The 12,781-nt window shown below is 62.0% G+C and carries 16 protein-coding genes; 9 read left to right on the top strand and 7 right to left on the bottom strand.

All coding sequences use genetic code 11. The features are described from left to right. Positions 1-9: 9 nt before the first annotated feature. Positions 10-1,230, top strand: a complete 1,221-nt coding sequence (locus HX793_RS01835; protein WP_177095981.1) for a hypothetical protein — start codon at positions 10-12, stop codon at positions 1,228-1,230. Here the strand turns inward: HX793_RS01835 and HX793_RS01830 are convergent. From HX793_RS01830 to HX793_RS01820, 3 genes are all read right to left on the bottom strand, one after another. Next, the gene (locus HX793_RS01830) at positions 1,227-1,577 is read right to left on the bottom strand and encodes a YgaP family membrane protein (protein ID WP_177051049.1); all 351 of its coding nucleotides are present in this window, start codon (positions 1,575-1,577) and stop codon (positions 1,227-1,229) included. The genes HX793_RS01835 and HX793_RS01830 overlap by 4 nt on opposite strands. A 68-nt stretch (positions 1,578-1,645) precedes the next feature. Further along, entirely contained in the window at positions 1,646-2,113 is a 468-nt protein-coding gene (locus HX793_RS01825; RefSeq protein WP_003189607.1) for an RNA methyltransferase, read from the bottom strand. 149 nt (positions 2,114-2,262) lie between these two features. Continuing rightward, entirely contained in the window at positions 2,263-2,637 is a 375-nt protein-coding gene (locus HX793_RS01820; protein WP_016975230.1) for a YajD family HNH nuclease, read from the bottom strand. 97 nt (positions 2,638-2,734) lie between these two features. On the opposite strand from HX793_RS01820, the gene HX793_RS01815 reads away from it, so the two are divergent. Then, entirely contained in the window at positions 2,735-3,655 is a 921-nt protein-coding gene (locus HX793_RS01815; RefSeq protein ID WP_177051051.1) for a ParB/Srx family N-terminal domain-containing protein, read from the top strand. Between the two features lie 4 nt (positions 3,656-3,659). On the opposite strand, the gene HX793_RS01810 is transcribed toward HX793_RS01815, so the two are convergent. Continuing rightward, complete coding sequence (locus tag HX793_RS01810) at positions 3,660-4,340, bottom strand: spermidine synthase (protein ID WP_028619395.1); 681 nt, start codon at positions 4,338-4,340, stop codon at positions 3,660-3,662. Positions 4,341-4,418: 78 nt separating this feature from the next. Between HX793_RS01810 and HX793_RS01805 the strand changes: the two genes are divergently transcribed. Continuing rightward, on the top strand, positions 4,419-4,697 hold the full coding sequence (locus HX793_RS01805; RefSeq protein ID WP_025999649.1) for a hypothetical protein: 279 nt from the start codon (positions 4,419-4,421) through the stop codon (positions 4,695-4,697). Here HX793_RS01805 and HX793_RS01800 read toward each other — a convergent pair. Together HX793_RS01800 and HX793_RS01795 are read right to left on the bottom strand one after the other, a co-directional pair. Further along, positions 4,694-5,167 (bottom strand): cyclic nucleotide-binding domain-containing protein, encoded by a 474-nt coding sequence (locus HX793_RS01800; protein WP_016975234.1) that lies wholly within the window; start codon positions 5,165-5,167, stop codon positions 4,694-4,696. The two genes, HX793_RS01805 and HX793_RS01800, sit on opposite strands and share 4 nt — an antisense overlap. A gap of 68 nt (positions 5,168-5,235) precedes the next feature. Beyond that, positions 5,236-7,278, bottom strand: coding sequence for a S9 family peptidase (locus HX793_RS01795; RefSeq protein ID WP_177051053.1), 2,043 nt, complete (start codon positions 7,276-7,278; stop codon positions 5,236-5,238). Positions 7,279-7,303: 25 nt separating this feature from the next. On the opposite strand from HX793_RS01795, the gene HX793_RS01790 reads away from it, so the two are divergent. The 3 genes from HX793_RS01790 to HX793_RS01780 are packed head-to-tail and all read left to right on the top strand — an operon-like array spanning position 7,304 to position 9,201. Next, complete coding sequence (locus HX793_RS01790) at positions 7,304-7,840, top strand: MFS transporter (protein WP_177051395.1); 537 nt, start codon at positions 7,304-7,306, stop codon at positions 7,838-7,840. A gap of 30 nt (positions 7,841-7,870) precedes the next feature. Further along, a complete protein-coding gene (locus tag HX793_RS01785; protein ID WP_016975237.1) occupies positions 7,871-8,647 on the top strand; it encodes a class II glutamine amidotransferase in 777 nt (258 codons plus the stop codon). 11 nt (positions 8,648-8,658) lie between these two features. After that, a complete protein-coding gene (locus tag HX793_RS01780; protein WP_016975238.1) occupies positions 8,659-9,201 on the top strand; it encodes a DUF2937 family protein in 543 nt (180 codons plus the stop codon). Positions 9,202-9,311: 110 nt separating this feature from the next. Here HX793_RS01780 and HX793_RS01775 read toward each other — a convergent pair whose 3' ends face one another. Further along, complete coding sequence (locus HX793_RS01775) at positions 9,312-10,232, bottom strand: LysR family transcriptional regulator (RefSeq protein WP_177051055.1); 921 nt, start codon at positions 10,230-10,232, stop codon at positions 9,312-9,314. Between the two features lie 175 nt (positions 10,233-10,407). On the opposite strand from HX793_RS01775, the gene HX793_RS01770 reads away from it, so the two are divergent. The 3 genes from HX793_RS01770 to HX793_RS01760 are packed head-to-tail and all read left to right on the top strand — an operon-like array spanning position 10,408 to position 12,757. Beyond that, the gene (locus HX793_RS01770) at positions 10,408-11,148 is read left to right on the top strand and encodes a 5-oxoprolinase subunit PxpA (RefSeq protein WP_177051057.1); all 741 of its coding nucleotides are present in this window, start codon (positions 10,408-10,410) and stop codon (positions 11,146-11,148) included. Beyond that, entirely contained in the window at positions 11,145-11,849 is a 705-nt protein-coding gene (locus tag HX793_RS01765) for a 5-oxoprolinase subunit B family protein (RefSeq protein ID WP_177051058.1), read from the top strand. Before HX793_RS01770 ends, HX793_RS01765 begins: the two co-directional genes overlap by 4 nt. Continuing rightward, the gene (locus HX793_RS01760) at positions 11,846-12,757 is read left to right on the top strand and encodes a 5-oxoprolinase subunit C family protein (RefSeq protein WP_177051060.1); all 912 of its coding nucleotides are present in this window, start codon (positions 11,846-11,848) and stop codon (positions 12,755-12,757) included. Before HX793_RS01765 ends, HX793_RS01760 begins: the two co-directional genes overlap by 4 nt. Positions 12,758-12,781: the final 24 nt, after the last annotated feature.

Raw genomic sequence — 12,781 nt, 5'->3', positions numbered from 1 at the left:
GGAGTGGGTATGAGGGGGGCAATCAAGCTGGCGGCATCTGTGGTGTTGCTGGCGCTGAGTACATCCGCGTGGTGCGCGAAGAAAGTCGACCTGGATTATCACGTCAAACTGTTGCCCCAGAGTGATCAGGCCGAGGTGCGGCTGAGCCTGTCCCAAGGCTCGGTGGTGCGCAGCCTGAACTTCGACCTTGGCCCCGACGGTGACTACAGCGACTTCAAGGCCGACGGCCAATGGAGCATCACCGAGCATCGTGGCCTGTGGCAACCCAGCGCCAACAAAGCCAGCCTGACCTACCGCGTACGCCTCACTCATGCACGCAAGGCCGGTCTCTATGAAGCGCGGATGACGCCGAGCTGGGCGTTGTTTCGCGGCGAAGACCTGGTGCCGACCGCGCGGCTCGACCAGCAGGACGGCGTCGAGTTGGTCTCACGCCTGGTGTTCGAACTGCCAGCCGGCTGGAAAAGCGTCGAAACCGCTTGGCCGCGCATCGGCAAGAACAAATTCCGCATCGACAACGTCTCCCGCCTGTTCGACCGGCCCACCGGTTGGATGCTCGCCGGCAACCTCGGCAGCCGCCGTGTGCGCCTGGGCGAGACGGAAGTCACCGTGGCTTCACCCAAGGGCCAGGCCATGCGTCGCATGGATGTGCTGACATTGCTGACCTTCGTCTGGCCCCAAGTGGAAGCGGCCTTCCCACGCCATCCGGCCAAGCTGCTGGTGGTGGGCGCCAGCGACCCGATGCGCCGTGGCGCGTTCTCGGCGCGGGATTCGATCTACCTCAACAGTCGTACGCCGCTGGTCAGCGAAAACGGCGGCAGCCCGTTGATACGCGAAGTGGTGCAGGCGATCGGACGCTTCAATGACCACGATACCAGTGACTGGATCAGCGAAGGCCTGGCCGAGTACTACGGCATTGAACTGGTACGTCGGGCCGGTGGCATCACTGACGAGCGGTATCAGGCGATACAGGCGCGGTTGGCCAAGGAAGGCAAGGACGTGACCAGCCTGCGCGGCGAGCAGGTCAGCGGCGCAACGGTGTCACGGGCGGTGGTGGTGTTGCAGGAGCTGGACCGCGAGATCCGCGTAAAGACCCACAACAAACGCTCGCTGGATGACCTCGCGCAGGCGGTGATGCGTGCCAACAGCATCACCACCGCGGAGTTTGTGAAGCTGGCTGAGAGCATCATCGGCGAGTCGTCGGTGGTGCTGGACAACAAGCTGCTGCGTTAGCCGGTAGTTTTGGTGGCCTTCTCGGCCGCCACTTCAGCCTTGGTCTTCAGATTCTTCAGCTCGGCCCCGGCGCGCTCGATCTTCGTGCGCACCGTGTTCATTTCGTGGCGGCCCTGTTCCAGCTTGTCCTTGAGCGAGCTGTGCCCGGTAAAACCACGGGCCAGCGCCACGCCGCCGATCGCTACCTGGATCAAACCGAAAATTCCGCCACGGCGCAGGCCTTTGCCGACCATCATCACGCCACCGGCCACCGAGCCGATGCGTTCCCAGCCGTGTACGTTCTGTGTGGGCTGGGTCTCGAAAGGCGCGTGTTCGATGATAGGTCGCAAGGTTTTGCTGTCGCTCATGATCTGTCTCCAACGAGGGCTATTGATAAGTAGCTGACTGCCCGCAGGCGCCGGATGTTCCCGAAAGATCAGTACTTGGGGCCCGAACGGGTGTTGTTGCCCTTGGCCAGACGGTCGTAGAGCACCACGTTGACGGTAGCGGCAAGGTTCATGCAGCCGGTGGTCGGGATGTAGACCACGTCTTCGCACCAATCGCGGATCTCTTTATCCAGCGACCCGTCTTCCGGGCCGAAGATGTACAGCGCGCGGTCGGGGTGGGTGTATTCGGGCAGGGGGCGAGCGCCTTCCACCAGTTCCACGGCGACAGGAATGCAGCCCAAGGGCAGGATCTTTTTCAGGTCATCGATGCCGATCAGCGGAATGTCGTGGTGAACTTTCTTGGTGTCGGTGATGAAGTCCCGCGCGCGCTCGTAACGCACGCCGGTGTAGAACACCGAGGCCACGCCGTAGCAGCCGGCGGCACGCATGACCGAACCGACGTTTTCGGGGGATTTGGGGTTGTACAAACCGATGCAGCTGTAGCGTTTATTGCCCACGGGGAAGGGTGCCTTGGCGAAAAAGACCGCAGTATAACTGTAGGAGCGAGCTTGCTCGCGAAGAACTCGAGATCACCGCGTTCATACTGAATGCACGCGTTATCGTTGACGATCTTCGCGAGCAAGCTCGCTCCTACAGAGAGGGAGGGTCAGCTGTCTTTCTTCATCAACCCCGCCAACGCCGCAAACGGGTTATGCGTGGCCTTGGCAATCGTCGGGCTGCTGGTGGAGCCGTCGCCAAAGTATTGCTGGTCGGTATACCGAGAGTGTTCGTTGTCGTGGCAGTACAGGCACAGCAACTCCCAGTTCGAACCGTCCTGGGGATTGTCATCATGATTGTGGTTTCGATGGTGTACGGTCAGCTCACTCAGGCGTTTGCCAGCGAACTCACGGGCGCAGCGGCCACACACGTGGGGGTACATTTTCAAGGCTTTGTCACGGTAGCCCATTTCCCGGTCGCGCTGGGCATCGGCAAGGATGCGATCCAGCTTGGCGGTGTGGGAGGGCGGGTTGGTCGAGCTCATCATGGCTCCTGGCTATTTTGGGGTTCACGGATAGGGTTGATTCTAGCCGCTCGCGCTGCAAATAACCGCTTCACTTTACTCATAAGGACTGAAACTCATGCGTCTGCATTCATGGACTGTTGCACTGTTGTTGTGTGGGCTCACGGCCCAAGCCCAAGCGTTTTCTACACCCCAACCCGGCCAGGTGATCGAGGTGGCCCTCGACCAGTTGCACCCGACCCAGGCCGTGGTGGGTTTCGACCAGATCTACTACAGCCTCGGCCTGTTCGCTGACAAACCTGCCAAGGTCTTCGATGAATACTGCGAAACCAACGGCCAGGGCGAGGCCGACAACGTGCCCAAGGGCGCGGACCTGCACAAGCCGACGAGTTTCACCTGCAAGGACCCGGTCGGCACCCATCCCGACGATATGAAAACCGTGGTAGTCGGCCCCGGCGGCCAGTTGTACCTGACCGACGGTCACCACAGCTTCACCACCTTGTGGGAAGTGCCCGGCGGTGGGCCTCGCCTGAACATGTGGGTCAAGGTCACCGATGACTTCAGCAACAGCCCGACCCTGGCCAACTTCTGGCAGCGCATGCAGGCCGCGCGCAAGGTGTGGCTCAAGGACAATCAAGGCCAGACCCTACCGCCCGAGCAACTGCCGGCGCACCTGGGCTTCAAGAACCTGCAGGACGACACGTTCCGCAGCCTGGTGTATTTCACCCGCAAGGCCGCGTATGGCAAGCCCGAGGCTGGCGAGATCGCGCCGGAATTCCTGGAGTTCTACTGGGGCAATTGGCTGCGCACTCAAATTGACCTGGGCAAGTACAACCTGAACAAGAAGGGTGGCTACAAGGACGCCATTGAGGCCGTGGCCAAGCGCATGATCAGCCTGGCGCCGGGCTCACAGGTCGGCGACAGCGGTTTCACCGCCCATCAACTGGGCGGTATGACCAAACTCGACCGCAGTGAGCTGGAAAAGACCTTCGACAAAAAAGTCCCGTATGTGATCGATTACCGCAATTCCCTGCGCTAACCGATCACACCTTCTGCGCAATCCAGATGGTGTGCCGGGTGCCTTTGTTGCCATGGGCAAACACCTGCACTTCCTCGGCCTTGAAACCGGCCTTGCGCAGTTTGTCGCTGAACAGCTTGTCCGCGCTGGCCGACCACACGGCCAGCACGCCTTTGGGGCGCAGGGCCTTGGCGCAGGCCGCCAGGCCTCCGGCGGAATAGAGCCAGCTGTTGGCCTTTTGCGTGAGGCCTTCGGGGCCGTTGTCCACATCCAGCATGATCGCGTCAAAGCCCTGGGGCTCGGCTTGCAGCACCTTGGCCACGTCTTCCAGGCGGATCACCGTGCGCGGGTCCAGCAGCGGGCGGCCGGATTTTTCGCCCAGCGGCCCACGGTTCCATTCCACGACGCCCGGCACCAGTTCCGCCACGACCACTTCGGCAGTCTTGCCCAGGTGCTTGAGGGCTGACGCCAGGGTAAACCCCATGCCCAAGCCACCGATCAACACCCGTGAATCCGCACGCCCGGCGACTTTGCGGCAAGGGATTTCCGCCAAGGCGTCTTCAGAACCGTGCATGCGCGTGTTCATCAACTGGCCGCCGTCACCGCCCTGGATCTTGATGACGAAATCTTCACCGTATTCGAACAGGCACAAGGCACCGCCGTTGTCGGGGATCGGGGTGGTGTCCAGCAGAACGAAACGTTTCATGGAAATCTCATTGGGAAGGGCATTCTTGCGCGGTTGGGAGTAGCCTTACGACATTCCGGTCAGGCCATGGAGCCATCGATGAAGTGCAGCATTCTAACGGTCATTGTGTTGAGCGCGCTCGCCTCTGGTGCGGCGCAGGCTCAGGAGTTGCAAACCGTACCGGTCGCGCCCGCCCCAACGCCAGGCGCACCGGGCACCCCGACGCCGACGTTGTACCCGCAAGTCACCCCACCGGCCGTGCCCAAGACCAACGGCTCGCCGCCCTTGGTGCCCATCGTGCTGCCCACGCCACCCAAGGACCAGACGGTGCCGGGCCTGCTGCAGAATGACAGCAAGCCGAAGACGCCGGGCGGCTAAAACTGTTGCGAGAGTAATTGCCCGTCGGCCATGCGCAGGCGCTTGGACAGGGCGATGGCAATCGCGCGGATGATCTTGGCGGCGACCCTGGGCGCTTCGTTGAGCATCTTTTCCAGGGAATCCTTGCCCAGGTTCAACAGCACGCAGTCACTGGCCGCCATGCAACTGGCCGAGCGTCGCTCGCCGTCGAGTACCGCCATTTCGCCAAAGGCCCGGCCGCTGCGCAGGGTGGCGATGGTCAGGCGTTGGCCGTCGTGGTTGGTTTTTTGCACCGCCACCTGGCCGCTGTGGAGGATGCACATGAAGGTGCCGGCATCGCCCTCGAGGAAAATCACCTCATCGCGGGCAATGCTGCTGATATTGAAATAGCCGGCGGCGACGTGAAAGTCTTCCGGCAACAGCGGGTCAAACAGGCCGCAATCCATGAGCATGTCGCGGATTTCGGTATTCATTAATGTGGGTAGTGCCATGGCTGCAATCTTGGTCCATCAATCAGTAGGCGGTCCTGTGTTCAGACAGGACCGCCGTACGAAGTTCCTTAAACCAACCCCAGTGCCTTGAACACAAAGCCATATTCGAGTGCTACGTCACGTAATCCCTGGTAACGACCGCTCATGCCACCGTGGCCGGCACCCAGTTCGGTCTTGAGCAGCAGCAGGTTGTCGTCGGTCTTGGTGTCGCGCAGCTTGGCGACCCACTTGGCGGCTTCCCAATACTGCACGCGGCTGTCGTTGTAGCCGGCAATCACCAGCAGGTGCGGGTAGGCCTGGGCGCGAACGTTTTCGTAGGGCGCATAGGCCTTGATGCGCTCGTAGACGTCCGGTTCTTCCGGGTTGCCCCACTCGTCGTACTCGGTGATGGTCAGCGGCAGCTCCGGGTCGAGCATGGTGTTGAGCACGTCGACGAACGGCACTTCGGCAATCGCTGCCTGGAACAGCTCCGGGCGCTGGTTGAGCACTGCGCCGATCAACAGGCCGCCAGCACTGCCGCCGCTGATGGCCAGTTGTTTGGAGGTGGTCAGGCCCTCGGCGATCAAGTGTTCGGCGCAGGCGATAAAGTCGCTGAAGGTGTTCTGCTTGTGTTCCTGCTTGCCGTTGCGGTACCAGGCCTCACCCAGCTCGCCGCCGCCGCGCACATGGGCGATGGCAAACGCCACGCCTCGGTCCAGCAGGCTCAGGCGTGCATGGGAGAACCACGGGTCCAGGCTCGAACCATAGGCGCCGTAGCCGTACAGGTACAGGGGCGTTGTTTTACCAAGCTGGTTGCGCTTGACCACCAGGCTGATCGGCACCTGGGTGCCATCCGCCGAGGTGGCCCACAGGCGCTGGCTCACGTAATCGTCGGCATTGAACACGCCGAGTACCGGGGTTTCCTTGAGCACCTGTTGCGCGCCACTGGCCAGTTCCAGCTGACGCACCTGGGCCGGACGGTTCAGGGCTTCGTAACGCAGGCGGATCTTGTCGCTGACAAATTCCAGGCTGTTCTGTACGTAGAGGCTGTAGGCGGCGTCAGGCAATTCCACGCGATAGGCGGGCAAGCCCTGCGGGTGCACTTCGATCACCGGCAGGCCACCGATGCGCAGGCTCAGGGTCATGGCATGGGTGTTCAGGCTCACGCCGTCGAGCATCACCTCATCGCTGTGGGGGATCAGGTTCTGCCATTCAGCTTGTGTCGGCACGTCGCCAATGTCGGTCGCCACGAACAGGGCGTAATTGATGCCATCGCGGTTGCTGCGGATGAACCAGGTCCACGCCCCATTCAACTGGCCGTGGTCGACATCGTATTCATGGTCTTCGACCCGTGGCGCCAGGCAGGTGAAGTCCAGGTGTGGCTGGTCGGCGTCCAAGGCCCAGACTTCACTGGTGGTCTTGCTGCCGAGCGACAGCAGCAACTGGCGCTCGGAGCTGGAACGGTAGCAATGCAGGAAGAAACGGCCGTCGGGCTCATGGAACACTTCCTGCGCCGCGGTGCCGTCCAGGCGATAGCGATACAGTTTGTGCGGGCGGTGGGTGTCGTCCAGTTCGCCGAAGAACAGGGTCAGGCTGTCGTTGGCCCAGGTCATGCTGCCGTCGCAGTTTTCAAACGCCAGTTCGCTGACTTTGCCGGTGGCCAATTCCTTCACGTACAGGGTGTAGATCTCTTCACCGCTGGTATCGAGGCTGTAGGCCAGGCGCTGGTGGTCGGGGCTGATGCTGAACGCGCCGAGGGAGAAGAAACCGCCATTGGTCAGCACGTTCGGGTCCAGCAACAACTCTTCGCTGCTGTCATCCACCTGGTTGCTGTCGTCGGCCGGGCGACGGCAGCGGTAGTGGCGGGCGTATTCGTCACCGGCGGTGGTGCGGGTGTAATACAGATACGGGCCCCATGGCGACGGCAGCGACAGATCGGTTTCGAGAATGCGGCCCTTGATCTCCTCGAACAGGGTTTCGCGCAGCGCTGCCTGGTCGGCGAGTTGCGCTTCCTGCCAGGCGTTTTCGGCCTTGAGGTAATCGAGCACCTCAGTGCTGTCGCGCTCTTGCAGCCAGGCGTACGGATCTGGACCTTGGGCCTTGCGGGCAATCGGAGCGGTCGATGTAGGCATGGGATTATTCTCTATCGGGCGGACGGTGGCAGGCTTTGCAGCCGCGACACGCAAAAGCCGTTATCATAGCCGCCTGTTTGCCAACCTTGCCATGGACACCATGACCGAGAACGACTATCTGACCGCTTGGGGCCTTTACGCCTTCGCCGCTTTGGGCTGCCTGTTGGTGTGGTGGCGCATGACCCGCTGGATCTGGCGCTGGCTGCGCGAGCCGCTGCAATTGCTGATGGCGGTGCTGCTGTTCAGCCCGACCATCGTCGATCCGGTCAAGACCCAGTTCGCGCCGGCCGTGGCCATCACCGCCCTGGACCTGGTGCTCAAGGTCGGCAATAACGCCTGGCGGGCCATTTCCGATCTGTTCATGTACAGCATGATCGCCTTTGGCGTGTACCTGGTGTTTGTGCTGATCCGCTGGCCCATCGAGCGCGCCGCCAAGGCCCGCCGTGAGCGCAAGGCCGCCGCGGATGCCGCCCTGGCTGCCGAACCGGATCAAGACGACGATGACGTGCCTTTCCGCCGTCCTGCAACTGTGAGCGGTCTGCGCGTCGAGCCGCGTCTTTAACGTTGTCCGCCCTGCTGCGAGAGCCCTGGCATGTGTGAATTATTGGGCATGAGTGCCAACGTCCCCACCGATATCGTGTTCAGCTTCACCGGGCTGATGCAGCGCGGTGGGCGCACCGGTCCCCACCGTGACGGTTGGGGCATCGCGTTCTATGAAGGCCGTGGCCTGCGTCTGTTCCAGGACCCGGCGGCCAGCAGCGAATCGGAAGTCGCGCTGCTGGTGCAACGTTACCCGATCAAGAGCGAAGTGGTGATCGGTCATATCCGCCAGGCCAACGTCGGCAAGGTCAGCCTGGCCAATACTCACCCGTTCGTTCGCGAACTGTGGGGCCGCAACTGGTGCTTTGCGCATAACGGCCAGTTGGCCGACTTCAACCCACGCGCCACCTTCTACCGCCCGGTGGGTGATACCGATAGCGAAGCGGCCTTTTGCGATCTGCTCAACCGCGTGCGCGAAGCCTTCCCAGAGCCGGTGGACATTGAAAAAGTCCTGCCGGACCTGATCGCCGCCTGCTCCGAATACCGCAGCAAAGGCGTGTTCAACTGCCTGCTCAGCGACGGCGACTGGCTGTTTTGCTATTGCTCGACCAAGCTGGCGCAAATCACCCGTCGCGCCCCGTTTGGCCCGGCACGCTTGAAAGATGTTGACGTGATCGTCGATTTTCAGGCCGAAACCACGCCCAACGACGTGGTGACCGTGATCGCCACCGAGCCTTTGACCGACAACGAAAACTGGACCCGCTACGAACCGGGCCAATGGAGCCTGTGGCGACGCGGCGAATGCGTCAGCCAAGGCATCACCGAGTAAGGATATCGACCATGTTGCTCAGTTATCTGCGGTTGGTGCTGTTTGCCATTGGCCTGTTGGTCGGCGTGCAAGTGCCGGGGTTCATCAACGACTACGCCAAGCGCGTCGAGGCTCATCTGATCGAGGCCCAGACCGGCCTCAGCGGGTTTGAAAACACTGCGCGGCAGTTCTTCAACGGTGACTTGAAGGCGTTGGTCGCGCATTACCGCGCCAGTGATGACCCGGTGTTCCAGAGCGACGCCAACAGCCTGGGCGCCATGCTTGACCGCCAGGTGGCGTTGGACAAGCAATTCCAGGCCATGCAAGGCCCGTGGTACATCCGCGCCCTGCAAGTGGCGGTGGCGGCGGACCCGGATATTCGCCAGGAAACCTGGAACGGCTACAGCTACCAGATACTGCTGACGCCCGAGGCCATGGGCTGGGGGCTGGGCGGGGCGATGTTGTTGTCGTTCGGCCTGGAATGCCTGTTCCGTCTGATCGACTGGGTAGTGTTGGGCGGCAAGCGCCTGCGCCAGAGCCGGCCGATCGAAGAGCGGGACCTGAAGGGGCTTTAAAAGCTCAACTCGGTCTAATGTGGGAGCTGGCTTGCCTGCGATAGCAGTGGGTCAGCCAGCACATCTTTTACTGATGCACCGCTATCGCAGGCAAGCCAGCTCCCACAGGTTTAATCGGTCTTTGTCAGTTGCATCCTGTCTTCACCGACTTCTTGGGCATACCGCGCCACGACCTTCTGGCACAACCCGACAATCTCTTCCACCAGCTCCACGCCCACGCGCCACGACACCACCACCTGCAAGTTCGGCAGTTTCTGCGCCATCGGCAACATCACCAATTCCCCGCGCGCCAGTTCTTCGCTGACCAGCACCGGCGGCAGTGCGCCAATGCCAAAACCATCGCGCAGCAAACGGGTGATGGCCGACACCGAATTCACACAGTTCATGCGTGGCGCGGCCACGCCGTTGGCCTGCATCAGGCTGATCACGTCCTGGTGTGGATGGGAGTTTTTCGAGTAGGTGATGATGCGCTCCTGGGCCAGTTCGGCGAGGGAGGCGTAGTCACGGTTGTAGATCGACTGGCTGGCGACGATCCAGGCCATGGGGTGGCTGCACAGCTCCAGGCTGCGCACGGTTTCGAGACGCAGCAGGTCGGTTTGCAGGATCAGGTCGAGGAAGCCTTTTTGCAGCTGATCGCTGAGGTTCAGCGCGGTATCGGCGACCAGTTCGATTTCTACCAGCGGGAAATGGTCCATCAGTTCCGCCACCAACGGGCTGAGCCAGGTGTGGATCACCGTGTCCATCGCGCCAATGCGGATGCGCCCGACTTTGCTGCTGGTGGTCTCCAGGGACTGCTTCAAGCCCTGTATGGTCACCATCATTTGCTCGGCGTAATCGAGCACCTTCAAACCTTCCGGGGTCAGGCTCACGCCGCGTGAGTCGCGCAGAAACAGCTTCACCCCCAACTCGCTTTCCAGCACGGCGATGCGGCTGGAGATCGACGCCTGGGTGGTGAACAACTTCTCGGCGGTCAGGCGGAAACTCTTGAGCTTGGCCACCCAGACGAAGGTTTCGAGGAACTTCAAATTCATGGGATCAACTTTTTCTTATGCATGGATCGGTTTTTATTAGTTGGACGCCGCACCGGGCCAGCGCCAAAAATCGAGCTATTCCACGATAAGCGTCGTAGGGGGGTCAGGACAAGTTGCGAGTTCTGCGTAAAAAATCCCACACTACAAAAAAATAAAGCCTACAGGAGCACCTACCGTGAGCCGCCTTCTTCTGAATTGCGACATCGGCGAAAGCTTCGGCAACTGGACTATGGGTCTGGACGCCGAGGTCATGCCGTTCATTGATTGCGCCAACGTGGCGTGCGGCTTCCATGCCGGCGACCCGAGCATCATGCGCAAGACCGTCAGCCTGGCGCTCAAGCATGGCGTGCAAGTCGGCGCACACCCGGCGTACCAGGACCTGCAAGGTTTCGGCCGTCGCTCCATGGCCTACACGCCCCAGGAAATCCAGGACCTGCTGCACTATCAGATCGGCGCCCTCGACGGCATCTGCCGGGCGCAAGGTGGGCGGGTCAGCTACGTGAAGCCCCACGGCGCGATGTACAACGACATGATGGCCAAGCCCGCGCAATTGCTCGCGGTGATCCAGGCCGTGGCGGCTTACGGCGACCTGCCGCTGATGTTGCTGGCAACCCGCGACAACAGCGCCGCGCAGGCCTTGGGCGATGAATATGGCGTCACCTTGTGGTTCGAAGCCTTTGCCGACCGCGCCTACGACAATAAGGGCCACCTGGTCTCGCGGCAGTTGCCCGGCGCCGTGCACCACGATGCCGACACCATCCTGCAGCAAGCCCTGACCATTTCCAGGGGGGAAGCGCTGACCGCCAGCGACGGCAGCTCGCTGGTCCTGCAAGCCAACACCCTGTGCGTACACGGCGACAACGCCAGCTCGGTCGCCGCCGTGCAGCGTATCCGCGAGGCATTGAAGTCAGCATGAAGCCTCGGATTGAAGTGGTGGCCATCGACTGCCTGATGGTGCGTCTGTTTGATGCAATCGCCGAAGCCAACATGCCGTGGATGCTCGCCGCCACCCAGCGCCTGCGCAGCGGTTTCGGCGCGGCGTTGGTCGACCTGGTGCCGTCCTACACCACCTTGATGGTGCATTACGACCTCGGCGCATTGAACCCAGCCCAGGCACGGGAATTGATTGACCAGGCCCTGACAGACCTGCAACCGCAGACCCAGGGCAGCGGCCAGTGCCATGTGCTGCCGGTGTGGTACGACCTGAGCGTCGGTCCCGAATTGAGCCTGCTCAGCCAGCGCAGCGGCCTGGCCATCGACGAAGTGATCCGCCGCCACAGCGCCCACGAATACCAAGTGTTCGCCCTCGGCTTCGCCCCCGGTTTTGCCTTTATGGGCCTGGTGGATGAAATCCTCGCTGCGCCACGCCTCAACACCCCGCGTAAACGCGTGGCGGCGGGCAGTGTCGGCATCGCCGAACGGCAAACCGCCGCTTATCCGGTGGTCTCGCCGGGCGGCTGGAACCTGATAGGCCGCACGCCGGCCAAACTCTTCGATCGTGAGCGAGACGGCTACAGCCTGATGCAACCGGGTGACACGGTGCGCTTCGAATCGGTCGATCACGCCGAATTCATCACACTGGGTGGCGATGACACGCCGTTGGAGGCGCAGGCATGAGCCGCTTGATCATCGAGGCCAGCACACCGCTGTGCCTGTTGCAGGACGCCGGCCGCTTTGGCGTGCGTCACCTGGGCGTAACCCAGGGCGGCGCGCTGGATTGGGTGTCGATGTCCTGGGCCAACTGGCTGCTGGGCAATGCGCTGGACGTGCCGGTGGTGGAAATCACCCTGGGCGGTTTTACCGTACAGGCGGAGGAATATTGCCTGCTGGCCCTGGCCGGTGCTGACTTGGGCGCGTACATCGACGAACGCGCCATCAGCCCCGGACGCAGTTTTATCCTGCAAAAGGGCCAGCGTTTGCGTTTCACCCAGCCATTCAATGGCGCACGGGCTTACTTGGCCGCGCCGGGCGGGTTCGATGCGCCGGACGTGTTGGGCAGTTGCGCCACCGTTGTGCGTGAAGAACTGGGCGGCGTGGACGGTTTCGGCAAGGCACTGGTCGAAGGCGGGCGCTTGGCGTATTCCGGCGTCGGCGGCGCAATGAAAGTGCTGAATGATCCCGGCCTGGTCAAGGCTGCATTGGACGTGATCGTCGGTGCCCAGATCGGCCAGTTCAGCGGGCAAAGCCTGTTCGATGCGTTCAACACCGAATGGACCCTGGACAGCCGCGCCGACCGCATGGGCATGCGCCTGTTGGGCACGTCGTTGCAGTATCAGGGGCCGTCGCTGATCTCCGAGGGGATTCCGCTGGGTGCGATCCAGGTGCCGCCGGATGGGCAGCCGATTGTGTTACTCAATGACCGGCAGACCATTGGCGGTTATCCGCGCTTGGGCGCGTTGACGCCATTGGCGCTGGCGCGGCTGGCGCAGTGTTTGCCGGGGGAGAAGGTGCGGCTGGCGCCGGTGGTGCAGGAGACTGCGCATCGCCAGCACGTCGACTTTTTGCAGCGCTTTTTGAACAGCTAAAAGCATCGCAGGCAAGCCAGCTCC

The organism is Pseudomonas reactans, assembly GCF_013387025.1.
Lineage (GTDB): Bacteria > Pseudomonadota > Gammaproteobacteria > Pseudomonadales > Pseudomonadaceae > Aquipseudomonas > Aquipseudomonas reactans.
This window is presented reverse-complemented; position numbering and strand designations above follow the sequence as displayed.

Coding starts and splice junctions, on each gene's coding strand:
- HX793_RS01835 (WP_177095981.1), top strand. CDS start 10: ATGAGGGGGGCAATCAAGCTGGCGGCATCTGTGGTGTTGCTGGCGCTG.
- HX793_RS01830 (WP_177051049.1), bottom strand. CDS start 1,577: ATGAGCGACAGCAAAACCTTGCGACCTATCATCGAACACGCGCCTTTC.
- HX793_RS01820 (WP_016975230.1), bottom strand. CDS start 2,637: ATGAGCTCGACCAACCCGCCCTCCCACACCGCCAAGCTGGATCGCATC.
- HX793_RS01815 (WP_177051051.1), top strand. CDS start 2,735: ATGCGTCTGCATTCATGGACTGTTGCACTGTTGTTGTGTGGGCTCACG.
- HX793_RS01810 (WP_028619395.1), bottom strand. CDS start 4,340: ATGAAACGTTTCGTTCTGCTGGACACCACCCCGATCCCCGACAACGGC.
- HX793_RS01805 (WP_025999649.1), top strand. CDS start 4,419: ATGAAGTGCAGCATTCTAACGGTCATTGTGTTGAGCGCGCTCGCCTCT.
- HX793_RS01800 (WP_016975234.1), bottom strand. CDS start 5,167: ATGGCACTACCCACATTAATGAATACCGAAATCCGCGACATGCTCATG.
- HX793_RS01795 (WP_177051053.1), bottom strand. CDS start 7,278: ATGCCTACATCGACCGCTCCGATTGCCCGCAAGGCCCAAGGTCCAGAT.
- HX793_RS01785 (WP_016975237.1), top strand. CDS start 7,871: ATGTGTGAATTATTGGGCATGAGTGCCAACGTCCCCACCGATATCGTG.
- HX793_RS01780 (WP_016975238.1), top strand. CDS start 8,659: ATGTTGCTCAGTTATCTGCGGTTGGTGCTGTTTGCCATTGGCCTGTTG.
- HX793_RS01775 (WP_177051055.1), bottom strand. CDS start 10,232: ATGAATTTGAAGTTCCTCGAAACCTTCGTCTGGGTGGCCAAGCTCAAG.
- HX793_RS01765 (WP_177051058.1), top strand. CDS start 11,145: ATGAAGCCTCGGATTGAAGTGGTGGCCATCGACTGCCTGATGGTGCGT.
- HX793_RS01760 (WP_177051060.1), top strand. CDS start 11,846: ATGAGCCGCTTGATCATCGAGGCCAGCACACCGCTGTGCCTGTTGCAG.